Source organism: Gordonia sp. NPDC003425 (genome assembly GCF_053588635.1).
On the sequence record NZ_JBSFQI010000002.1, the window covers coordinates 323,265 to 346,089 of the forward strand.

At 67.5% G+C, this 22,825-nt stretch carries 18 protein-coding genes and 1 pseudogene; 10 read left to right on the plus strand and 9 right to left on the minus strand.

The annotated features are described in order from the left end of the window. Window positions 1-159 precede the first annotated feature (159 nt). A pseudogene (locus tag ACWDTD_RS04030) lies at window positions 160-1,844 on the minus strand (MFS transporter). A 14-nt stretch (window positions 1,845-1,858) separates the two neighbouring features. Between ACWDTD_RS04030 and ACWDTD_RS04035 the strand changes: the two are divergent. From ACWDTD_RS04035 to ACWDTD_RS04050, 4 genes are read left to right on the plus strand one after another with little or no spacing between them, the layout of a single operon-like run. Further along, complete coding sequence (locus ACWDTD_RS04035) at window positions 1,859-2,806, plus strand: alpha/beta fold hydrolase (RefSeq protein ID WP_449745763.1); 948 nt, start codon at window positions 1,859-1,861, stop codon at window positions 2,804-2,806. Between the two features lie 4 nt (window positions 2,807-2,810). Further along, window positions 2,811-3,656, plus strand: a complete 846-nt coding sequence (locus ACWDTD_RS04040; protein WP_449745764.1) for a GNAT family N-acetyltransferase — start codon at window positions 2,811-2,813, stop codon at window positions 3,654-3,656. Next, window positions 3,653-4,759: an o-succinylbenzoate synthase gene (menC, locus tag ACWDTD_RS04045; protein WP_449745765.1), complete on the plus strand. Its 1,107-nt coding sequence runs from the start codon at window positions 3,653-3,655 to the stop codon at window positions 4,757-4,759. Before ACWDTD_RS04040 ends, menC begins: the two co-directional genes overlap by 4 nt. Beyond that, window positions 4,756-5,841: an MBL fold metallo-hydrolase gene (locus ACWDTD_RS04050; protein WP_449745766.1), complete on the plus strand. Its 1,086-nt coding sequence runs from the start codon at window positions 4,756-4,758 to the stop codon at window positions 5,839-5,841. The genes menC and ACWDTD_RS04050 overlap by 4 nt, the downstream gene beginning before the upstream one ends. Here ACWDTD_RS04050 and ACWDTD_RS04055 read toward each other — a convergent pair. The 4 genes from ACWDTD_RS04055 to ACWDTD_RS04070 all read right to left on the minus strand — a co-directional run bounded on the left by ACWDTD_RS04055 (window position 5,823) and on the right by ACWDTD_RS04070 (window position 12,108). Further along, window positions 5,823-7,844, minus strand: a complete 2,022-nt coding sequence (locus ACWDTD_RS04055) for an NAD(+) synthase (RefSeq protein ID WP_449745767.1) — start codon at window positions 7,842-7,844, stop codon at window positions 5,823-5,825. The genes ACWDTD_RS04050 and ACWDTD_RS04055 overlap by 19 nt on opposite strands. 32 nt (window positions 7,845-7,876) lie before the next feature. Further along, entirely contained in the window at window positions 7,877-9,280 is a 1,404-nt protein-coding gene (locus ACWDTD_RS04060) for a WS/DGAT/MGAT family O-acyltransferase (protein WP_449745768.1), read from the minus strand. Window positions 9,281-9,361: 81 nt separating this feature from the next. After that, on the minus strand, window positions 9,362-10,204 hold the full coding sequence (locus ACWDTD_RS04065) for a fibronectin type III domain-containing protein (RefSeq protein ID WP_449745769.1): 843 nt from the start codon (window positions 10,202-10,204) through the stop codon (window positions 9,362-9,364). Then, window positions 10,204-12,108, minus strand: a complete 1,905-nt coding sequence (locus ACWDTD_RS04070) for a protein kinase domain-containing protein (protein ID WP_449745770.1) — start codon at window positions 12,106-12,108, stop codon at window positions 10,204-10,206. The genes ACWDTD_RS04065 and ACWDTD_RS04070 overlap by 1 nt, the downstream gene beginning before the upstream one ends. Window positions 12,109-12,259: 151 nt before the next feature. Here ACWDTD_RS04070 and ACWDTD_RS04075 point away from each other — a divergent pair, with 151 nt between their 5' ends. The 6 genes from ACWDTD_RS04075 (at window position 12,260) to ACWDTD_RS04100 (ending at window position 18,688) form a co-directional block, all read left to right on the plus strand. Beyond that, the gene (locus ACWDTD_RS04075) at window positions 12,260-12,793 is read left to right on the plus strand and encodes a nuclear transport factor 2 family protein (RefSeq protein ID WP_449745771.1); all 534 of its coding nucleotides are present in this window, start codon (window positions 12,260-12,262) and stop codon (window positions 12,791-12,793) included. Between the two features lie 176 nt (window positions 12,794-12,969). Continuing rightward, entirely contained in the window at window positions 12,970-13,962 is a 993-nt protein-coding gene (locus ACWDTD_RS04080; protein ID WP_449745772.1) for an acyl-ACP desaturase, read from the plus strand. Between the two features lie 77 nt (window positions 13,963-14,039). Continuing rightward, window positions 14,040-15,173: a tRNA dihydrouridine synthase DusB gene (gene dusB / locus ACWDTD_RS04085; protein WP_449745934.1), complete on the plus strand. Its 1,134-nt coding sequence runs from the start codon at window positions 14,040-14,042 to the stop codon at window positions 15,171-15,173. A gap of 158 nt (window positions 15,174-15,331) precedes the next feature. Then, the gene (locus ACWDTD_RS04090; RefSeq protein WP_449745773.1) at window positions 15,332-17,677 is read left to right on the plus strand and encodes an LCP family protein; all 2,346 of its coding nucleotides are present in this window, start codon (window positions 15,332-15,334) and stop codon (window positions 17,675-17,677) included. A 119-nt stretch (window positions 17,678-17,796) separates the two neighbouring features. Continuing rightward, window positions 17,797-18,459: a phosphate signaling complex protein PhoU gene (phoU, locus tag ACWDTD_RS04095; RefSeq protein WP_449745774.1), complete on the plus strand. Its 663-nt coding sequence runs from the start codon at window positions 17,797-17,799 to the stop codon at window positions 18,457-18,459. 82 nt (window positions 18,460-18,541) lie between these two features. Beyond that, window positions 18,542-18,688, plus strand: a complete 147-nt coding sequence (locus ACWDTD_RS04100) for a hypothetical protein (protein ID WP_449745775.1) — start codon at window positions 18,542-18,544, stop codon at window positions 18,686-18,688. Between the two features lie 101 nt (window positions 18,689-18,789). Here the strand turns inward: ACWDTD_RS04100 and pstB are convergent, their stop codons facing one another. From pstB to pstS, 4 genes are read right to left on the minus strand one after another with little or no spacing between them, the layout of a single operon-like run. Continuing rightward, on the minus strand, window positions 18,790-19,566 hold the full coding sequence (gene pstB / locus ACWDTD_RS04105; protein ID WP_449745776.1) for a phosphate ABC transporter ATP-binding protein PstB: 777 nt from the start codon (window positions 19,564-19,566) through the stop codon (window positions 18,790-18,792). Window positions 19,567-19,587: 21 nt separating this feature from the next. Continuing rightward, window positions 19,588-20,517: a phosphate ABC transporter permease PstA gene (gene pstA, locus ACWDTD_RS04110; protein WP_449745777.1), complete on the minus strand. Its 930-nt coding sequence runs from the start codon at window positions 20,515-20,517 to the stop codon at window positions 19,588-19,590. Continuing rightward, window positions 20,514-21,599, minus strand: coding sequence for a phosphate ABC transporter permease subunit PstC (gene pstC, locus ACWDTD_RS04115; RefSeq protein ID WP_449745778.1), 1,086 nt, complete (start codon window positions 21,597-21,599; stop codon window positions 20,514-20,516). Before pstC ends, pstA begins: the two co-directional genes overlap by 4 nt. Before the next feature lie 36 nt (window positions 21,600-21,635). Then, entirely contained in the window at window positions 21,636-22,757 is a 1,122-nt protein-coding gene (gene pstS, locus ACWDTD_RS04120) for a phosphate ABC transporter substrate-binding protein PstS (protein ID WP_449745779.1), read from the minus strand. Window positions 22,758-22,825: the final 68 nt, after the last annotated feature.

The following is a 22,825-nucleotide window of genomic DNA, read 5'->3' on the forward strand; positions in this document are numbered from 1 at the left end:
GATCACGTGCCCGATGGCGCGCCGAGCGCGTCGACCCGGCGACACTCCTACGCCCTCGTCCCTGTCGCTACCCACGATGTCAACCGTACGGGAGACGACTGAGAGCGGGCTGGGTCGAACGGCCCGATCGGCCCGCCGACCACGTCACATCGACTGGGCTCAGCGGACCGGGGTACTGAACAGATGCCGTTCGTCGGGCACACCGGTCTCGGTCATCGCGAGCACACGGGCCACGTTCTCGTGGTCGTAGCCGGTCCACCGCGTCTGATGCTGGCGCTGGTACTCCGACCACGACGGCACGATGAACTGCTCGACGAATCTGTTCGCCTCATCGGCGCTGCGGTAGAGCCGCCAGTTGCGTGCGCCGGTGCGGCGCCGCGACCGCGCCACCGCGGGCATCGCCGAGAGGAAGTCGGGCTGCCGCGACGGCGGCACGTCGTAGCGTGCGATCACCTCGACCGGGCCGTCGCGCGGCTCCGGCTCGAAGATGAGGGTGGGCACCGGCCACGCCATCGACAGTTCCCGGTCGAGGGTGCCGGTGGCCGGATGCAACGGGAGCACTCGCACGCTGGCCGCGGTGAGCACCAGCGCGACACCCGCGATGACCAGTGCCCACCGCGTTCCGAGGTGGCTGCCGAGTGCCCCCCACAGCAGCGCGCCGATGCCCTGTGACCCCATGAAGACCAGCAGGTACGCCGACATCCCGCGGGCACGCACCCACTGCGGCAGGGTGAGCTGGGTGGCCGCGTTCAGCGAGGTGAGAGTGACGATCCAGGCGATCCCGGCCGGCACGAACAGCACGAGGGCCGCCCACATCGGAAGGGTCACCGCGCCGATGGTGGCGATACCGAACAGCAACGCCGACGACGAGAGCAACACGTTGGGGGCCAGATGGTCACGCAGCCACGGCATCAGGGCCACCCCGACGAGCGCACCGATCCCCAGCACACCCAGGACCAGGCCGTAACCCGTCGATCCGAGATGGAAATAGTCGCTGACCACCAGCGGCAGCAGCGCCCACAACGCCGACGCGGGCACCGCGAACAGTGCCGATCGCAGCAGGATGCGGCGCACGATGGGTGCCGCCGCCACGTACCGCAGACCCGCCGCCATCGATTCGGCGAGATGTTCGGGTTCCACCTGGGACTGCGCCGTCGGCCGGTGCCAGGCGAGCAGCGCAACGACCACCGCCAGATACGACGCGGCGTTGAGCGCGAACACGGTCCCCGCCCCACCGGCGGCGAAGAGGAGACCGGCCAGCGCGGGGCCGATCGCCCGGGCCGCATTCACCGACACGCTGCCCAACGATGCCGCGTCGGGAATCTGTTCGCGCGGCACGAGTTCGGGAGTGATCGCCTGGAAGGCCGGCGACGAGAGCGCCGCTCCCACCCGAGCAAGAAGGTCAGGATGAGCAGGCCGGCGGTGTCGAGGTGCCCGGTCCAGGCCAGCACCGCCATCACCGCACCGATCACCGCCGAGTACACCGACATCACCACCAGCAGCCACTTGCGGTCGAGGATGTCGGCGAGCACCCCGGCGAGCAGAGAGAACAGCAGGGTCGGTAGGAGGCTCGCGGTCTGTACCAGCGAGATCGCCGTCGGCCCGGCGTGGTTTTCCACCAGGAACCACTGGGCGCCCACGGTCTGCATCCACAACCCGACGTTCGAGACGAGATGCGCGATGAACAGATTGCGGAACGTTGCGTTCCGGAGCGGCTCCCACGCTGACGCCATGTGTGCTCCCGTCGGTTCGAGGTGAGTCCCACCTTGCCGGTTTTCGCGGCGACGGTCATCTCCACCGACACCGGTTGTCGCCGAACCGGGATCGAGTGTGATCCAGATCATGAGATGCTGATCACATGATTGAGGTCGATCGCCCCAAGATCGAGGGCTCGATCGCCGTCGAGGATGGTCGCGGCGGTCACCGGCGGATCGGCTTCGCGGAATACGGCTGCCCGTCGGGGCGTCCGTTCGTCTGGCTGCACGGCACCCCGGGTGCCCGCCGGCAGATCCCCACCGAGGCCCGACGCCACGCCGAAACGTGCGGTATCCGGCTCATCGGCCTCGACCGGCCCGGGGTCGGATCATCCACCGCCCACCGATACCAACGCGTCTACGACTTCGTCGACGACCTCACGCAGGTCGTCGACGCGCTCGGCGTCAACGAGTTCGCGGTGATCGGCGTGTCCGGCGGCGGACCCTACGCGCTGGCCACCGCCCACGCGTTGGGCCCACGCGTCTGCGCGGCAGGCGTCGTCGGGGGTGTCGCACCCACCGTCGGACCGGAGGCCATCGCCGGTGGCGTGGTGGGCGTGACCCGGCACCTGGCGCCGCTCGTGTCGGTGGCGGGTGCCCCGGTGGGCCGGACGATCAGCACGGCGCTGCGTTTCGCCCGACCCATCGCCGAGCCGTGCATCATGCTCTACGGCCGGTTCTCGCCCGTCGCCGACCGCGAACTCCTCGCCCGCCCAGAGTTTCGCGCCATGTTTCTCGACGACCTGCTCAACGGCGGCAGCCACCGGATGGAGGCCCCGTTCACCGACGTCGTCGTGTTCGCCCGGGACTGGGGATTTCGCGCCGCCGACGTCAGCACACCGGTGCGCTGGTGGCACGGCGATCACGACCACATCGTGCCGTTCGCCCACGGCGAGCACGTGGTGTCGCTGCTGCCCGACGCCAAACTGTTCACGCTGCACGGGGAAAGCCACCTCAGCCCGTTCGGCATGGCCACCGAGGTGCTCGACGAACTGCTCGCGGTGTGGCAACAGGGTCGGGTCGCCGGCGTGGAGCAGCGCGGACCACAATGAGGTCATGACGCAGGAGTCCCCCGAGGTGGTGATCCGCGAGCTGACCACGAACGACGACCTGGTCGCGCTGAGCAGGATCTTCGACGACGTGTGGCATCCCGATCCCGGTAATCGTCCGGTGAGCACCGACATGCTGCGGGCGCTGTCACATGCGGGCAACTACGTGGCGGGCGCGTTCGTCGGCGGCCGTTTGGCCGGCGGCAGTGTCGCCTTCTTCGCGGCGCCGGTGGGCGAGGTGCTGCACAGCCACATCACCGGGGTGTCGCATCTCGGCCGCGGCCACCGCGTCGGGTTCGCACTGAAGATGCACCAGCGCGACTGGGCCCGTGCCCGCGGTATCGGTGCGATCACCTGGACCTTCGATCCGCTCGTCGCCCGCAACGCCTACTTCAACATCGCCAAACTCGGGGCCCGCCCGACGCGCTACTACCGCGACTTCTACGGCGATGTCGGCGATGAACTCGGCGGCACCGACGAATCCGACCGGGTGCTGATGTACTGGCAGCTCGACGACACTTCGGCAAGCGAACCCGAGGCGCCCGATGTCTCGACCCTGCGTGCGCAGGGCGCCGCCGAGGCCATCGATCTGACCGATCCGTCGCACCCGCGGGCCACCGGCGCGGTGGCGGCACCGGAGACAACAGTGGTGGTGGCTGTACCCGCCGACATCGAGGAGATGCGTCGGCGGCATCCGCTCGAGGCGTCGCGGTGGCGCAGTGCGCTGAGAGATGGACTCTCCCCGCTACTCGCACCGGCCGGTGCGGGTGTTCGCCCGGTGCGGTTCTTGCGCACGGGCCATTACGTGTTCGGTCCCGAAGCCGCCACCGACACGGCGGGTTCGGTGGCATGAAACCGGTCGGCTTCGAACTGCGCCGCGTCGACCTGCCGTTGGTCAGTCCGTTCCGGACGTCGTTCGGCATCGAATACAGCCGCAACGCGCTGCTGGTGCGGGCGGTCACCGACGCCGCCGAGGGCTGGGGCGAATGCGTCGCCATCGACGATCCGATCTACTCCGAGGAATACACCGACGGGGCGATCGACGTGCTCCGCCGATTCCTGCTCCCCGCAATATTCGACGCCGGCGACATCACCGCGGCGCAGGTGGCCCCGCTGCTGCGACACATCAAAGGACACCGCATGGCCAAGGCCGCCCTGGAGGCGGCGATCCTCGACGCCGAACTGCGAGAGGCCGGTATGGCACTGGCCGCACGGCTGGGCGCCACCGCGTCATCGGTACCGGTGGGTGTATCGGTGGGCATCAAGGACCGCATCGACGACCTGCTCGCCGAGGTCTCCACCCACATCGAGAACGGTTATCACCGCATCAAACTGAAGATCAAACCCGGATGGGACCTCGACCCGACCCGCGCGGTACGGGAGCGGTTCGGCGACTCGATCGCCCTGCAGGTCGACGCCAACACCGCCTATGGTCCCGCCGACATCGGGCACCTGGCGAGACTCGACGACTTCGAACTGCTCCTCGTCGAGCAGCCCTTCGACGAGGAGGACCTCCGCAGCCACATCCGGCTGCGTGAGGTGTCGCGCACCCCGGTGTGCCTGGACGAATCGATCGTCTCCGCGCGCTCGGCGGCCGAGGCCATCACGCTGGGCGCCTGCGACATCGTGAACATCAAACCGGGACGCGTGGGCGGATACCTCGAGGCGGCCCGCGTGCACGACGTCTGTGCGGCACACGGCATTCCGGTGTGGTGCGGCGGAATGGTGGAGACCGGGGTGGGTCGCGCCGCCAATCTCGCATTGGCGGCGATGCCGGGATTCGTTCTGCCCGGCGACATCTCGGGCACCGACCGGTATTTCGCCCGCGACATCACCGCACCGTTCGTGGCCGCCGGCGGGCGGATGTCGGTGCCCACCGGGCCCGGAATCGGCATCACCCCCGACCCCGACGCGCTGACCGACCTGACGGGCTGGAGCGAGTGGGTGCGGCGGTGAGCGCCGCGATCGACATCACCGGACACCGCCAGCGCGAGGCGTGGGCACAGAAGGTTCTCCCGCCGGTCGAGGAGGTCCGGCCCGGACTGTGGTCGATCCCGGTCCCGATGCCGCGAAATCCGTTGCGCTACATCCTCGTCTACGCACTCGCGCTGCCCGACGGGTCGCTCGCGCTCATCGACACCGGATGGAACACCGACGAGGGCTGGCGGCTGTTGGTCGACGGTGTGCACGCGACCGGTCACGACCTCTCCGACATCTCCCATGTGTTCATCACCCACCTGCATCCCGATCACTTCGGCAACGTGCCGCGGCTACTCGAGCACACCGACCCCGTCCTGGGCATGCACCGCAACGATGCGCGGCACCTGCAGCACCGTGACGACGACGCGATCGAACGGGAAATCGCCTCTGCTGTTGACGATCTCGAGATGCTCGGCGCGCCGACCGACGTGGCCGACCTCAGCATGCGGCTGTTCGTCCGGCTTCCCAAGGATCGTCGGATCGACGTGGAACTCGACGACGACGATCCGCTCGACCTGCCCGGCTGGAACCTGAGGACGGTGTGGACACCCGGGCACACGGCGGGGCACCTCTGCTTTGCCGACGACGCCGCGAACGTGGTGTTCACCGGTGATCATCTGCTGCCGCGAATCAGCCCGAACGTCTCGGCGAGCCCGTTCTCCTCGCCGAGTCCGCTCGCGGAATACCTGATCTCGTTGGCGCACACCGAACATCTGCCCGACCTCGAGGCACTGCCGTCACACGAGTACCGATTCCGTGGACTCGCGACGCGGGTGGGCGCGTTACTGGCCCATCACGAGGAACGGCTGACCGAGATCACCGAGGCGATCGCCGCGTCACCGGAGTCCACCGCGTGGGAGGTCACGCGTTCGGTCACCTGGTCTCGTCCGTTCGGGGAACTGTCGATCGGGCTGGGCCGGATGGCGCTGCGGGAGACCGCCGCCCACCTCACCGTGCTCGCGGAGCGCGGAGTGATCGAGTCGCACGGCGAGGTGCCAGTGCGCTGGTCGATCCGGACCGAGCAGTCCCCCGCCGCGCCTCACCGCCCGGACAGCTGATCGAGCCAGGCCCGCGCGGACGCATCCGACGGCGAACGCCAGTCACCGCGCGGCGACAGCGAACCACCCGAACCGATCTTGGGCCCGTTCGGCATGGCGGTGCGTTTGAACTGGTTGCCCATGAAGCGTTTCAGGAACACCGACAGCCACCGCTCGATGGTCTGCGCATCGTAGGAGTTACGACGATCGGTGGCGATCAGATCGGACCACGGGCCGCGATCCGGATCACCCCAGGCCTGCCGCGCGAGATAGGCGACCTTGGTGGGCCGGAAACCGAAGCGCGTCAGGTGATACAGGAAGAAATCGTGTAGTTCGTAGGGCCCGACGGCGTCCTCGGTGCTCTGGACGACGCCGTCGGCACCGGGTGGCACGAGTTCGGGGGTGATCACGTCGTCGAGGATCTCGGCGAGCACATCGGACGTCTCCGTGGAGTACTCGCCCACCGTGATCATCCACCGGATCAGATGCTGGATCAGGGTTTTCGGCACCGACGTGTTGACGTTGTAGTGCGACATCTGGTCGCCCACACCGTAGGTACACCAGCCCAACGCCAGTTCGGACAGGTCGCCGGTGCCCAGCACGATGCCGCCGTGATGATTGGCGAGACGGAACAGATGCGAGGTGCGCTCACCGGCCTGCACATTCTCGAAGGTCACGTCGTAGAGCGGCTCCCCGTTCGCATACGGGTGCCCGATGTCGGCGAGCATCTGCTCGCACGACGGACGGATGTCGAGTTCGCTGCCGCTGACCCCCAGCGAATCCATCAGCACGTGCGCACGGCGCAAAGTGGCTCCGCCGGTGGCGAATCCGGGCATCGTGTAGGCGAGGATGTTGGCGCGTGGCAGGCCGAGGCGATCGAAGGTGTCCACCGCCACCAGCAGTGCGAGCGTCGAATCGAGTCCGCCGGAGACACCGATGACCACCTTGTCGATGCCGATGGCGCGCAACCGCGCGGCCAGTCCCTGCACCTGGATGTTGCGCACCTCGCGGCACCGTTCGTCGCGGTCGGCCGCACCGGCAGGCACGAACGGGAACCGCGGTACCGTGCGGCGCAACTCGTCGTCGGTGCTGAGGTTTCCGAAGTCGAAGTGTATGCGGCGCAACGACTTCAACCGCTGCGCATGATCGCCCACCTGATCACCGAAGCTGCTCATCCGGATTCGCTCCTGCCGTAGGCGATCCAGATCGACGTCGGCGACGATCAGCTGCTCGTTCGGCGCGAACTGCTCGCTGCGTGCGAGCAGGGCCCCGTTCTCGGCGATCAGCGCGTCGCCGTCCCATGCCAGATCCGTTGTGGATTCCCCGTATCCGGCTGCGACGTACACGTAGGCGGCGATGCACCGCGCGGAGATCCCGGCACACAGGTCGCGTCGGTAGGCCTCTTTGCCGATGGTGACCGGACTGCCGGAGAGATTGGCCAGGACGGTGGCACCGCCGAGAGCCGCCCACGTGCTCGGCGGGATCGGCACCCACCCGTCCTCGCAGATCTCGACATGCAGGGTGAAACCGGGAATGTCGCCCGCCTCGAACAGCAGGTCGGTGCCGAACGGCACGTCTGCGCCCAGGAGCGTCACGGTGTCGAGCGGGGTGTCGCGGGCGGCCGTGAAGTACCGCTTGTCGTAGAACTCGCGGTACTCGGGCAGATACGCCTTGGGCACCACCCCGAGCACGGCGCCGTCGTGGATCACCGCGGCGCAATTGAACAGACCGTTGCCCACCACCAGTGGCAGCCCCACCGCGATCACCGGGGCCAGTCCGCGACTGGCGTCGACCACCGCGGCCAGAGCGGTCAGCGACGCCTCGATGATCGCGTCCTGTTGCACGAGGTCGTCGATGCTGTAGCCGCTCAGTCCCATCTCGGGGAACACGACGAGTGCGGCACCGGCCGCCGCGGCACTGCGCATCAGGCCGATCGTGGCCTGCGCGTTGGCCGCCGGATCGGCTATCGAGACGACCGGCACCGCACCGGCGACGCGCGCGAATCCGTGATCGTAGATGGACACGCCACTCAGCCTAGATGGCCATGCGGTCCGGGTCAGTCGCCACACACCTCGAGCAGCGTCTTGAGCTGCTCGTCGAACGCGTTCGCGATGGCGGAGACGTCGGGAACCTGGTCGGTGCACGACAGGATTCCGATGTTGAGCATGCCGCCGACGGAGAACGCCGTGATGTTGAGTCCGAGCCCATGGAAGATCGGACCGAGCGGATAGATCGCGGTGACCCTGGCCCCGCAGAAATACACCGGCACGTCGGCACCGGCGACGTTGGAGACGGTGACGTTGTAAATGGGCGGATGCTTGAGCGCGAACTTGCGGTCGCCGTAGAACTTCATCAACGACGACATGGTGGCGCCGGGAGCGAACTGCGCCCACGCCCGCATGATGTTGGCGTCGATCTCGGCGTGATGTTCCTTGGAACGCCGGGAGAGTTCCGCGGCGCGTTCCACCCGCTCCACCGGATCGGCGATGTCGGAGGGCAATTGGGTGAACATGCCCGACACCTTGTTGGTGCCCTCCACCATGATCGTGGTCTCGTCGGATCCGTGCACCGACACCGGCACCATCGCGATCAGCGGCCGCTCGGGCAGTTCGTCGTGGGACAGCAGATAGTCGCGCAGCGCCCCGCCGGTCATCGCGAGCACCACGTCGTTGACCTTGACCCCGAAACGGTTCTTGACGCGCTTGACGTCCGACAGCGACACCTGCGTCAGCGCGACCGACCGGTGCGGGGTGATCGGCCCGTTGAACCGTGTGCGCGGAGCCTGGAACGGCGCGGGCATCGCCGACTGCGACCGGGCGCGCCGCGCCCACTCGAACGGGATCGCCAGGGTCGGCGGCAGCAGCCGGGCCATCGCCACCGGGCGCTGCAGGAAATAGTGCAACGCCCCAGCGACGGCGAGCGCGGCGTGCGAACCGCCGCCGGCGTTCTTGCGGACCAGTTCGGGATCGAGGTCGGTCTCCGTCGGCGAGATGGAGCACAGCTGAGCCAACACCTCCGCGCTGCCGACACCGTCGACCGCGGCGTGGTGCATGCGCAGCATCACCATGATGCGGCCATTGGCGAGTCCTTCGATGACCCAGAGTTCCCACAGCGGCTTGGCGCGGTCGAGGGTTTGGCCGGCGAGGTGACCGATGAGCTCGTCGACCTCGGCGGTGCCGCCGGGAGCGGGTACGGCCACCCGGTGCACGTGCCGATCGATGTCGAAGTGTGTGTCCTCGACCCACACCGGGTGATCGATGTTGAGCAACGAGTTGTCGAGCTTGCGCCGGAACTTCGGTGTGGCCCGCACCAGCCGGCCCATCTCATCACGGAGCCTGCCGAACGAGTAGCCGCCCGGGATCGTGGACGGATCGACTTCGAGAAGTCCCACGACGTGCATCAGCTGCGAGCGCGTCTCCATGTAGAGGAACGAGGCATCCAGCCCACTCAACCGCTCCATCGACGAACCTCCACCTCACGACATGTGCGCGCCATCGCCCACACATTCATCATGCTCCCGGCCATGGTGCCGCGCAGGAGACTATCGGGGCAACGAATTGGCGAGGTCGAGAAGTTCCTTCGAAGTCATTGTCGAGGTCACACCCTTCATCGCGATCACCGCCAGGCGGCGGGCGGGGTCGTCGAACTTGACGTAGATCGATCCATCACCCGGCACGACATAACCGGTGCCCTGGTTCCACTTGATCGGTGTGCCGGTCTCGGCGAACTGCGACAGCGCTCCGTCGAGGCCGTCCTTGTCGTCGAACCAGAACACATGCATCGCGATCGTGAGTCCCGGATCGGCGCACCGGATACGCAGCTTGGTCCAGACCTCGCCGACCCCGGATTCGCTGGGGCCACGTTCCCCTCGCACCGGGTTCAGCATCCACAAACACGTCAGGTCATCCCAGCCCTTGGCGTCGGGTGCCTGCGGCAGCAATGCGGGGAACTCGGCGATCAGCGGGGCGTACAGACCCCATCCCTGCCCGGCGTCGATCGTGCGCGACTCCCCGGGCGCCGACACGGCGTCACGGCGCACGGCCTGCACCCGGTAGGTGTGTGCACCCGCGGTGACCGTCTGGTCCACGGCCTTGGTGTCCTTGCCGTCGTAGACCACGACGTCACCACGGACCAGCTGGTAACCGTCGGCCCCGGCGACGGGTTGCCACGTCGCGGTCACCTGGCCGGTACCGCGGGTGAGCTGCAGTCCGGTGGGCGACGCGGGCGCGTCGACGGCGCCGAGGCTGCGGGTCACCAGGAACCCGCCCACCAGGGCGATCACCGCCAGCGCCGCGATCAGCGTCCACGGCAGCCACCGCAAGCGCCGACGACGCGGTGCGGAGGGGCTGGTCATCGTCGGTGACGGGTAAGGGGTATGGCTCATCAGAACGGCAACCTCGCCAGGATGTCGCCGGCCTGTGCGGGCGTGCCCTTGTCCAGGTCCACCTGGACGTAGGTGCGGGTGCGCGGACCGGTGGAGAAGGTGAAGACCGCGGTGGCGCCCGCGGGATTCTGCACCATCGGGCGCAGGGTGCGGGTACCCGCGGTGCCCTGCGAGGTGGTGTACGGCGTCCCGGGGTTGCTGCCGACGATCATCACTTTGGCCGCCGACCGGGTCTCGTCGGCGGTGGCATACCCGTAGATGGTGACGGTGTAGGTGGTGAGATCGCCGTCCATCTTCTTGCAGATGATCGACTGCTGGGTGGTGTCGAAGGACAGCGAGCCGCTGTCGCCGAAGCAGCTTAGCTTGTCGAATCCGTTGGTGCTCAACGGACTCGAGGGCACAAGGTCGGGATAGAGGTCGGCGATCCACTGCAGGCCACGCCATGTGAGGAACACCGTCACCGGCGCCGAGGCCAGTGAGAAGCCCGAACCGGAACCTCCCGTCCGACGGGCCGCCACCGAGTAGGAGTACGTCCCGGGCAGCGGGAGCGGCACCGCGTAGGAGGTGGCCGGACCGCTGTAGATCACCGTGTCGTTCTGCTTGACGATGTAGTCGGTGGCGCCGTCCACCGCGTTCCAGGCCAGCGCCACCGCCTGCTTGTTCACCGTCGCGTCGGGCCGGTCGGGCGCGGCCAACGCCGTGCCGGAGTTCTGCAGGAGACCTGCGCCGACGCCGACGAGCGCGGCGAGCAGCACCAAGACCGGTCCGAGAACCGCGGCGCGCCGATACCACGGTCGGGGGCGGTCGGCGGAAGGAACTGTGGCCGGCTGAACTGTGGCCGGCTCATGGTGAGGGTTCGGCACGTGCTGGTGCCGCGGCGGATGCTGCATCAGCCGGGGCGGCGGTTGCGGCATCGGGTGCGCCCGCTGGATCGTGTCCGGACCCGGCATCCCCGGACCGTGCATGGTCGGTGGTGCCGTGGTCTGTGGTGCCGCGGCCTGTGGTGCCGTGGTCTGTGGTGCTGTGGTCGGGCGCGGCGGGGCGGCGCCCACGAGGGTGTCGCGGGTGTCGAAGGCTCCGTGCAGGGCCGACGCGAACTCGCGGGCGCTGCCGTACCGGTGTGCGGGGTCCTTGGCGATCGACCGGCGCAGGACGTCGTCGACCGCGGGCGGCAGCCCTCGGTTTCGGGTCGTCGCCCGGGGCGGCTCGGCGAAGATGTGCGCGCTCATCAGGCCATGCAGCGTCGGGGCATCGAACGGCGGCGCCCCGGTGAGGAGTTCGTAGGCCGTGGCGCCGAGCGAATAGATGTCGCTGCGCGCGTCGAGGCGTCGTCCCTCGATCTGTTCGGGCGAGGAGTACCGCAGCGTGCCCACCGTGGTGCCGGTACCGGTCAGCGAGGTCGCCTCGTCGAAGGCCTGCGCGATGCCGAAGTCCGTGAGTTTCACCGAGTCCGGTTGGAAGCGGCTCTCCCCGGGCGTGACCAGGATGTTGGCCGGTTTGATGTCGCGGTGCATGACGCCGCGACGATGTGCGGCGTCGAGTCCGGCGGCGACCCCGCCGATGATCGCCACCGCCAGTCGGGGGTCGAGGGCGCCGTGATCCTCCACCATCTGCGCGGCGTCGGTCCCGGGGACGAACTCCATCGCGATCCACAACTGGTCGTCGACCACTCCCCGGTCGTAGACGGCGACGATGTTGGGGTGCTGCAGCGGCGCCACCAGATCGGCCTCGCGCTCGAACCGCGCACGAAACACCGGGTCGGTGGCGTGCGCGGAGCGCAGGATCTTGAGCGCATCGGCCCGCGGGAGTCGCGGGTGGGCAACCTTGTAGACCTCGCCCATGCCCCCGGTACCGAGGACCGCGAGCACGCGGTAGCCCGCGATCACATCCCCGACCTGATACATCTGCTCTCTCCGCCACGACCGCGCCGACCACGCGCTTCGTCGCGCATGGTACCGAGTACACGGTCGCACATGCGAGTTCCGTCCGATCTCGCGAACCGCATCTCTCGCGAACCGCATCGCGGCGGCCCGTCGGGTCTCTACCATCGGGCTCGTGCCGACCGAGAACCCCGTGGGTGCCCACGTCACGGCAGACGAGCTCGAAGAGGCGTTCGGTGAGTTCGCCTCCACCGTGTCGGGCATCGCGACGTCGAGGAACTGGGACCGATTCGCCGACCTGTTCACCCCCGATGCCGTCTACGTCGAGCACGCGATGGGCACGATGCACGGGCGCGCCGAGATCGGCGAGTGGATCGTCCGCACCATGACCACGTTCCCGGGCAGCCACATGACCTCGTTCGATCCGCTGTGGCACGTCGTCGACCCACCGACGGCACGGGTGATCTGCGAGATCGACAATCCGATGCGCGACCCGGGCGACGGGAGCGTGATCACCGCCACCAACATCACGATCCTCACCTACGCCGGCGACGGCTTGTGGCGGTGCGAGGAGGACGTCTACAACCCCCTCGAATTCGGCGTCGCAGCGATGCGGTGGTGCCAGAAGGCGCAGGCACTCGGTACGCTCGACGAAGCGGCGAACACCTGGATGCAGACCACCGGCCGAGCATTTGGCCGGGTTCGGTGAGAACGTCGTCGAGAACAGGGGTCGGGACCGGCTGCGGTCGTAACATCGAGGCGCGAGGTTACGACACCGTAGGTGAGCACTTGGGGTTGCATGGCTTGTGCCGTAACCTAAAGCACTGATCAATCCATGTCGGTCGATACACCGCGAATGACATGTGAGAACTTCGGAGGACATCAATGGCACGTGAACTGACACAGCTCGAACTTCTCCAGGAGTTGGCACCGGTCGCCGAGGACAACGTCAACCGGCACCTGAAAATCGCCAAGGACTGGAACCCGCACGACTATGTCCCGTGGGACGAGGGCCGCAACTACGCCGCCCTCGGTGGCGTGGACTACGACCCCGAGCAGTCGCAGCTCGACGAGGTCGCCAAGGCCGCGATGATCACCAACCTGCTGACCGAGGACAACCTGCCGTCCTATCACCGGGTGATCGCCGACAACTTCTCGATGGATTCGGCGTGGGGTCACTGGGTGGGCCGCTGGACGGCCGAGGAGAACCGCCACAGCATCGTGATGCGCGACTACCTCGTGGTGACCCGCGGTGTGGATCCCGCCGCACTCGAGGCCGACCGCATGGTGCACATGACCAACGGCTATTCGCCGGAGGCCGCCGCCGGCGACCGCGTCGAGGAGATGATGGCCAAGGGCGGCGACATGGGATTGCTGCACTCCGTCGCCTACGTGACGTTCCAGGAGCTCGCCACCCGCGTGAGCCACCGCAACACCGGCAAGGCCTGCAACGACCCCATCGCCGACAAGATGCTCCAGCGCATCGCCGCCGACGAGAACCTGCACATGATCTTCTACCGCAACATCTGCGGAGCGGGTATGGACGTGTCGCCGGATCAGACGTTGCGCGCGGTCACCGACATCGTGACCAACTTCCAGATGCCCGGCGCCGGGATGCCCAACTTCCGCCGCCACGGCGTGCTGATGGCCAAGCACGGCATCTACGACCTGCGCCAGCACCTCGAAGACGTCATCATGCCGGTGCTGCGTAAGTGGGACGTGTTCAACCGCGACGACTTCGGCCCCGAGGGCGAGCAGACCCGCGAGGAACTGTCGACCTTCCTCGAGCAGCTCGAGAAGGACACCCTGCGCTTCGAGGAGATGCGCGACCGCGCTCTCGCCCGTGAGGCCAAGAAGCGGGAGCGGCAGGCATCCTGAGCACCGTCACCACCCCGACCACCCGACCGGCGTCTCCCGAGCTCCACGGAGGCGCCGGTTCGGCGTCGCAGGCCCCGCTGCGGATCGGGTCGATCGAACTCGCCAGCCCGGTGGTGCTCGCGCCGATGGCCGGCGTCACCAACGTCGCGTTCCGCACCCTGTGCCGCGAACTCGAACTCGCGCGCACCGGCACGGTCTCGGGTCTCTACGTCTGCGAGATGGTCACCGCGCGGGCACTGGTGGAACGCCATCCGGTCACCATGCACATGACCACCTTCGGACCCGACGAGAACCCGCGGTCGATGCAGCTCTACACCGTCGATCCGCGCTACACCTACGAGGCCGCGAAGATGATCGTCGACGAGAACCTCGCCGACCACATCGACATGAACTTCGGCTGCCCGGTACCCAAGGTGACCCGCAAGGGCGGGGGGTCGGCGATCCCGTACAAGCGCACGTTGTTCCGCAACATCGTCGCCGCCGCGGTGCGCGCCACCGAGGGCACCGACATCCCGGTGACCGTGAAGTTCCGCATCGGCATCGACGACGACCACCACACGCACCTCGACGCGGGCCGGATCGCCGCCGCCGAGGGGGCCAAAGCCGTTGCACTGCATGCCCGCACGGCATCGCAGCGCTACTCCGGCCAGGCCGACTGGAGTGAGATCGCCCGCCTCAAGGAGCACGTCACCGACGTTCCCGTCCTGGGCAACGGTGACATCTTCGAGCCGCGCGACGCGGTGGCGATGATGGCACAAACCGGCTGCGACGGCGTCGTCATCGGCCGTGGATGCCTGGGCAGACCCTGGTTGTTCGCGGAGTTGGCCGCGGAGTTGCGCGGTCTACCGACTCCGGCGGCACCGACCCTCGGCGAGGTGGCACAGATCATTGTGCGGCACGGCGAGTTGCTGGCGGCGCACCACGGCGAGGACAAGGGCATGCGTGAGATCCGCAAACACGTGGCCTGGTACCTGCGCGGATTTCCCGCAGGATCGGATCTGCGACAACGGCTTTCGCTTGTCACCACACTCACCGAACTGCGTGAACTGGTCGCCGGCCTGCCCGCCGACACCCCCTTCCCCGAGGACGGTCACGGCCCTCGGGGCCGGCAGGGAACACCCGCCAAGGTGGCGTTGCCCGACGGTTGGCTCGACGACCCCTTCGAGGACGTGGTGCCCGCGGGCGCTGAGGTGATGCACTCGGGCGGATGATCCGACCGGGAGATCGCCACGTGGCTGAGATGTGTTCTCAGGTGCAGTCAGTACTATGACCGAATGATCCCGCTCGGCGGGATCCATATAGTGATGCGCGCCGCACCGTTGAGCCCCGACGGGTGGTCTGCGATGCTCCGGGGTAGAGGACTGCACACGTGAGTCGTTGGACACCGAAGCCGCGCGGCCGCAAGCCGGGCGACGACGACTCCACCGGCCGGCGACCGTCCGGTTCTGGTGCTGACGGTGCGAGCGCAGGGGGATCGCGTCCGTCCCGACGTGCGGGACGCGAGGGCGCCGCCACCGATTTCACCGCGATGTTCGGCACCCCGCCCGCCAACGATGTGCCCGCACACGGCCGGCTGCGTGAACCCCACACCGCCGATCGCTACGTCCGCGGCCGCAACCGGATGACCGTGCGCGAGCTGATGGAGCAGATGAACGCCGGGGCAGAAACCGCGGCGACCCCCGCGGCCACGCCGCCGGATGGCGACTCCGCACCCACCGAGGCAATCCCCCGCATATCCGAGTCTCACCGTGCAACCGAGTCGCGCGACCGGGGTGCCGCGTCCGACCGGCCGACCAAACGGCCGACCGCACCCGAGAACGCGAACGACGTCACCCAGAAGATCCCCACGGTCGGCGCCGCACCGGCGGTCGATCTCAGCGATGCGGCCACCACCGAGCGCGTGCGGGAGGAATCCCGTGCCCAGGAGAGCCACGCGCCGGAGCCCCCGCCGGCCGCCACAGCACAGTCGGCCGCCACGGTCGAGCCCGCAGGCACCGTCGAGCCCGGCACGCCGCCCGCCTCCGCAGTGCCCGCCCCCGCAGCAGCGCCCACTTCCGCAGCACCCGCCACCGCGGCGGCGTCGGCCGGAGGTCCGCCCCTCGAACCCACCCCGGATCTGTCACGATCGCTGGCCTCGGCGCCACGGCCGCGCCCGCGCCGGGTCGGCGGGCGCAATGGTGACCGGTCACTCAAGAACAGCGCCACCGTCACCGGCCGCGTCCTGGTCGCCATCGCGTGTGTCACCGCCCTGGTCGGCACCGGCTTCGTCTGGGGCTACCTGCAGTCGGTGAACGGCAACTGGCGGACCATCAACGCCGTCGATCCCGACGACGCCAACATTCGCAACAAGGACGCCCAGTACGGCGACGAGAACTACCTCATCGTCGGCACCGACACCCGCAGCGGAAAGAACAGCGCGGTCGGTGCGGGTACCACCGCCGACGCCGACGGAGCCCGGTCGGACACGGTCATCCTGGTCAACATTCCCGCCAACCGCAGCCGCGTGGTGGCCGTGTCGTTCCCCCGGGACCTGCAGGTCGACCGGCCCGACTGCGAGCAGTGGGACAACACCACCGGCACCTACAGCGGCACCCTGCCCGCCGCCCAGGGCGTGAAACTGAACAGCGTCTACGCCGACGGCGGCCCGAAGTGCCTGGTGAAGGTCATCACCGAGATGAGTGGCCTGAACATCAACCACTTCATCGGCATGGACTTCTACGGCTTCGAGAAGGTCGTCCGCGCGGTCGGCGGCGTCGAGGTGTGTTCCACCACCCCGCTCTACGACTACGAACTCGGGCAGATCCTGTCCAAGCCGGGCAAACAGAAGCTCACCGGCCGACGTGCCCTGAACTACGTGCGCGCCCGCACGATCTCCACCGAGGGCAACGGCGACTACGGCCGCATCAAACGCCAGCAGTTGTTCATGTCGTCGCTGCTGCGTTCCACCCTGTCGGGCAATGTGCTGTCCAACCCGGCCAAGCTCAACAGCATCGTCAACACCTTCATCGAGTACAGCTACGTCGACGGCGTCGACACCCAGTCGCTGCTGAAGCTCGCCGACTCCATGCAGGGCATCGAAGCGGGACGCGTCACCTTCCTGACCATCCCCACGTCGGGCACCGCCACCGACGGCAGCAACAACGAGATACCCCGCACCGACGACATCAACGCGATCTTCAACGCCATCATCGACGACCAGCCGCTGCCCGGTGAGGCCGCCAAGAAGAAGGCGTCCTCGTCCACCAGCAAGCAGACCTCGGCGGCAGGTGACCAGACCACGGCCCCCGCGAACCCGAGCAAGGTGTCGGCGACCGCGCAGAATCCGGGCAACGTGGGCGTGCGGGTGCTCAACGGGACCGGCAGAGGCGGTCAGGCCGCCGAGGTGTCCGACCAACTCGTCGCGCAGGGCTTCGACGTCCGCGGCGTCGCCGACGCCTCGGAGAACCGATCGGACACCGTCGTCCGCTACGGGCCGGGCGAGCAGGACTCGGCGGCAACACTGGCCGCGATGTTCCCGGGGGCGACCATCCAGAGCGACCGCACCGTCAAATCGGGTGTCGAAGTGATCCTGGGCTCGGAGTTCTCCGGGTCGGTCGGTACCGCCCCCGCCACCGGCACCACGCTGTCGGCCGAGCAGTTGCCGCCCGCGAACAATTCGAGCAATCTCCCCAATGACCTCGCCGTGACGAACGCGGGCGACACCACCTGCTCGTGACCCTGGCGTCCGCTCGTCCGGGCCGGATGGGCGCCGACTGGGTCGCCCGAACCACTCGTTCACGGGGAGTTCACCGTGCAGCGGTCAGTGACCTTGCCCACCCCAAGTAATCTTGTCCTATGCGTACTGCCTATCAAGAGCAGCTCCATGAGCTGAACTCTGTGCTCGGGGAAATGTGTGAACTCGCCGGATCCTCCATGGACCGCGCCACCCAGGCTCTCCTGCAAGCCGACCTCGCCATCGCCGAGGAGGTGCTGTCGGAGAATGACCGGATGAGCGAACTGACCGCTCGTGCCGAGGAGCAGGCGTTCGCCCTTCTCGCGCTGCAGGCGCCGGTCGCCGGCGATCTGCGCGGAGTGGTCAGCGGATTCCAGATCGTCGCCGACGTCGACCGCATGGGCGCTCTCGCCCTCCACGTTGCCAAGGTGGCCCGGCGCCGTCACCCGGCCAAGGCGCTGCCCGAAGAGGTCAACGGCTATTTCGCCGAGATGGGTCGGCTCGCGGTGCAACTGGCCGAGAATGCCCGCGAGGTGCTTGCCAGCCAGGACCCCGAGGCCGCAGCGCGGCTGCAGGACGACGACGATGCGATGGACGACCTGCACCGGCACCTGTTCACCGTGCTGATGGACCGTGACTGGAAACATGGAGTTGCCGCGGCCGTCGACGTGACCCTCCTCGGCCGCTACTACGAGCGGTTCGCCGACCACGCCGTTCTCATCGGGCGGCGTGTGGTGTTCCAGGCGACCGGCCAGACCCCCGAGGAGTTCCAGGACGCTTCCTGACCGACGCCTTCGGTCGGTTCGCCGCGGCCCGCACGCGCACGGATGTGCGCAGGCGGGTCGCGGTTGTTTATGGTGGTCAACCATGGGCGTGCACTATCCGGCGGAACCGGACTTCAATGCGGAACCGGACGAGCCGGTCCATGCTCCACACAGCCGGCAATACCTCGTTTACGCGGGAGTGATCGCCTCACTGCTGGCGTTGCTGGTCATCTTGCTGATCAACATGTGACCCACCCCCGCAGAACACGACGGCCCCCAGAACACAACGACTCGCAGAACACGACGACCCGCGACGTCGGACGTCGCGGGTCGTCGTATTCGATCGGTCTCTCAGCCGAAGCGGCCGGACACGTAGTCCTCGGTCTCACGCTTGGTGGGTTTGGAGAAGATGGTCTCGGTGTCGTTGATCTCCACCAACTGTCCCGGCTGCCCCACCGCTTCGAGGTTGAAGAAGGCGGTCTGATCGCTCACGCGGGCGGCCTGCTGCATGTTGTGGGTGACGATGACGATGGTGTAGTCCTTCTTGAGCTCACCCATCAGATCCTCGATCGCCAGCGTGGAGATCGGATCGAGCGCCGAACACGGCTCGTCCATCAGCAACACGTCCGGCGACACCGCGATCGCGCGCGCGATGCACAAGCGCTGCTGCTGGCCGCCGGAAAGACCTCCGCCCGGCTTGTCGAGGCGGTCCTTGACCTCGTCCCACAGGTTCGCGCCCTTCAGGCTGCGCTCACACACCTCGTTGAGCTGTGTCTTGTTGCGCACGCCCTGCAGTTTGAGACCGGCCACCACGTTGTCGCGAATCGACATGGTGGGGAACGGATTGGGGCGCTGGAACACCATGCCGATGGTGGTGCGCACGGCGGTCGGGTTGACGTCCTTGGCGTAGAGATCCTCGCCGTCGAGGAGCACACTGCCCACCGCGTAAGCGCCCGGCACCTCCTCGTGCATGCGGTTGAGCGTGCGCAGCACGGTCGACTTGCCGCAGCCCGAGGGACCGATGAAGGCGGTGATACTGCGCGGCGGCACCGACAGCGTCACGTCCTTCACGGCATGGAACTTGCCGTAGTAGATGTTCAGATCTTTGATGTCGAGGCGCTTGGCCATGGTCTGTCTACCTTCGCTGTTCTATTTGGTCTTGGGGGCCAGGTACTTCGCCAGCAGCGCGGCGATCGCGTTGAGCACGGCGATGATGATGATCAGGGTGAGCGCGGCGCCCCAGTAGTAGAACGACGAGGCGGGCTGGCTGGCCGACCACATGTCCTTGATGAACAGCGGCAGCGAGTTCATGCCACCCTCGAACGGATTGGTCTTCACCAGCGAGCTCGCCGGGCCGGCGAGGATCAGCACCGGGGCGGTCTCACCCATGATGCGGGCGATGGCCAGGAAGATGCCCGACAGCATGCCCGACAGGGCGGTGGGCACCACGATGCGCATGATGGTCTTCCACTTCGGGATACCCAGCGCGTACGACGCCTCACGGAGTTCGTCGGGGACGAGTTTGAGCATCTCCTCGGTGGAGCGCACCACGATCGGGATCATCAGCAGGATCAGGGCGAGGCTCACCATGAAGGCGCTCTGCCCCATCGACAGTCCGATCACGAACACGGTGAAGATGAACAGGGTGGCGACGATCGACGGCACCCCGGCGAGGATGTCGACCATGAAGCTGACCGGCTTGACCAGCTTGGAGGTCGGGTACTCGACGAGCATGATGGCGGTGAGCACGGCGATGGGCACCGAGATGATCGCGGCGATCAGCGCCTGGATGATCGAGCCGACGATCGCCGGCGCCACACCGGCACCGTACTGGGTGGTGGTGTCGATCCCGTAGGCGTCGCCGAACCACCAGTTGGGGTCGGTGATCGCGCCGACGCCCTGCGAGATGACCGTCCACAGCAGCCAGACCAGCGGGATCACACCGGCGACGAAACAGGCGATGAAGACACCCCGGGCGATGTTGTTCCGGAACTTCCGGCTGAACGAGATCTCCCGGAACGCCGAGGGCGAGGATTTGACGGGACCGCCGCCGGCGGCCTCCTCCACTGTGACGGTCATCCGTTCACCTTTCCGCCGGCAACCGCGCGGGCGATCGCATTGACCACGAATGTGAGCAGGAACAGCACCAGGCCGGCCGCGATGTAGGCGCTCTGCGTGTCTCTGCTGCCCACGAACTCGCCGACGTCACGGGCGATCTTGGAGGCGAAGGTGTCGCCACCCTCGAACAGCGACCACTTCAGGCGTCCGACGGCCGCGCTCAGGATGATCATCACCGCGATCGTCTCGCCGAGCGCTCGGCCCAGCGCCAGCATCGCGGCTGCGATGATGCCGGAGCGGCCGTAGGGGAACGAGGTCATCCGGATGACCTCCCACTTGGTGGCGCCGAGGGCCTGTGCGGCCTCTTTCTGGCCACTCGGTGTCTGCCGCAGCACCTCACGGGTGATCGAGGTGATGATCGGCAGCATCATGATCGCCAGCACGATACCCGCGGTGAAGATCGTGCCGCCACCCGCGACCGATGTGCTGCCGGAGCTCAAGAGGAAAAACCAGCCGAAGGTGTCATTGAGCCACACGGCGAACGGGGCGATGAACGGCGCGAGGACGTAGATGCCCCACAGACCGAAGATGATCGAGGGCACCGCCGCCAGCAGGTCGATGACCGCGCCGAGCGGCCGCGAGACCTGTCGTGGCGCGTACTCGACCAGGAACACCGCGATGCCGATCGCGATCGGGGTGGCGATGACCAGCGCGAAGAACGAGGTGAGCACGGTGGCGCGGAACAGTTCCCACACGCCGAATCGGACCGTGCCGTCGTCGAAGTTGCTCCGGCCGACATTCCACTCCGAGGAGAAGAGGAAATTGGCGTTGTTGGCCGCGATCGACGGGATGGCGTCGACGACCAGCGAGACGCCGATCCCCGCGATCAGCACGATCACGAAGAACCCGGTACCCCGGGCGAGATAGGAGAAGACGCGGTCGCCTGTCGCACCCCGGTGACTGCGCAGGCCGGGATGGATCTGTTCGTCGATTTCCCGCTCTTGCTCGGGTGGCAGCTGGTCGGGTTCGTCCGGCAGGGGACCGGAACCCGACGGGGTCTCCGCCGAGTTCCGGCCGACACCGGTGGTGTCATCCACAGACATATCTCTTATCTCGCCTCGGGGTTGATGTGGTTCCCGCTACTGGATTGCGTCGATCGAACCCTGCAGCTTCTGCTGGAACTGGCTGGGCAGCGGAATGTAGCCGGCATTGATCAGATCCTGGCCCTGGTTCTGCGGGGCCGCGGCCACCGACAGGAACGTCTTGACGCCCTGACCGGTCGCGGTGTCCGAATACTTGGAGCACACGATGGAATATGTTGCCAGCATGATGGGGTACGCGCCCGATTCGGCGGGCTTGTAGAACGACTCGGTGTCGATGACCATGTTGTGGTTGTCGGGGCCGTTCTTGAGTGTGGCCGACTCGATGGTCTTGCCGCCGGACTCGGCGGTCAGCTCCACACCCTGCTTGTCCTGATCGGTGATGATCTTCACCATCGACAGCCCGTTGGACTGTGCGTAAGCCCACTCGACGTACGCGATCGAACCCGGCGTCGGCTTGACCGCCGACCCAACGCCCGGGTTGCCCTGCTTGCCCTCACCGACACCGCCGTTGAAGGTCTTGCCTGCACCCTTGGTCCATCCGCCGGCTGCCGTCAGGTACTTCTGGAAGTTGTCGGTGGTGCCGGACTGGTCGGCGCGGTAGATCACGTTGATCGGAGTCGACGGGAGGGTGACACCGGGGTTGTCCGCGGCGATCGCCGGATCGTTCCAGGTCTTGGCCTCGCCGCTGAAGATCTTGGACAGCGTGGCACCCGACAGCGCCAGGTTGCTCACGCCGTCGACGTTGTAGGCCACCGCGATCGGGCCGAACACGAGCGGCAGCTGCCAGGCTTCGGAGCCACACCGCTGCGCGGCTCTGGAGATCTCGTCACCCTTCAGCGGCGAGTCGGACCCGCCGAAATCGGTGAGGCCCTGGATGAAGTCGGACACACCCTGGCCCGAACCGCCGCCACCATAGGCCAATTCGAAGCCGGGGCAGGTCTTGGCGAACGAGGTGGAGAAGATCTTCATCGCGTTGGCCTGCGCGGTGGAACCGCTGGCCTTGAGCGACTGCTTGCCCTCGCACTTGATGTCGGTGACGGCCGACGCCGGTGCAGCGCTGGTGGTTCCCTTGTCCGCGTTGCTACTACAAGCGCCGAGAACGAGGGCGGAGCTGGCCGCCATGGTGGCGAGAACAGCACCTGTACGACTCAATTTCACTTCAAGTTCCTCCACAGCATCAGAACACGGCGTTCCCCCCTCGGGTGACGCCCGGTCGATCCGACCCT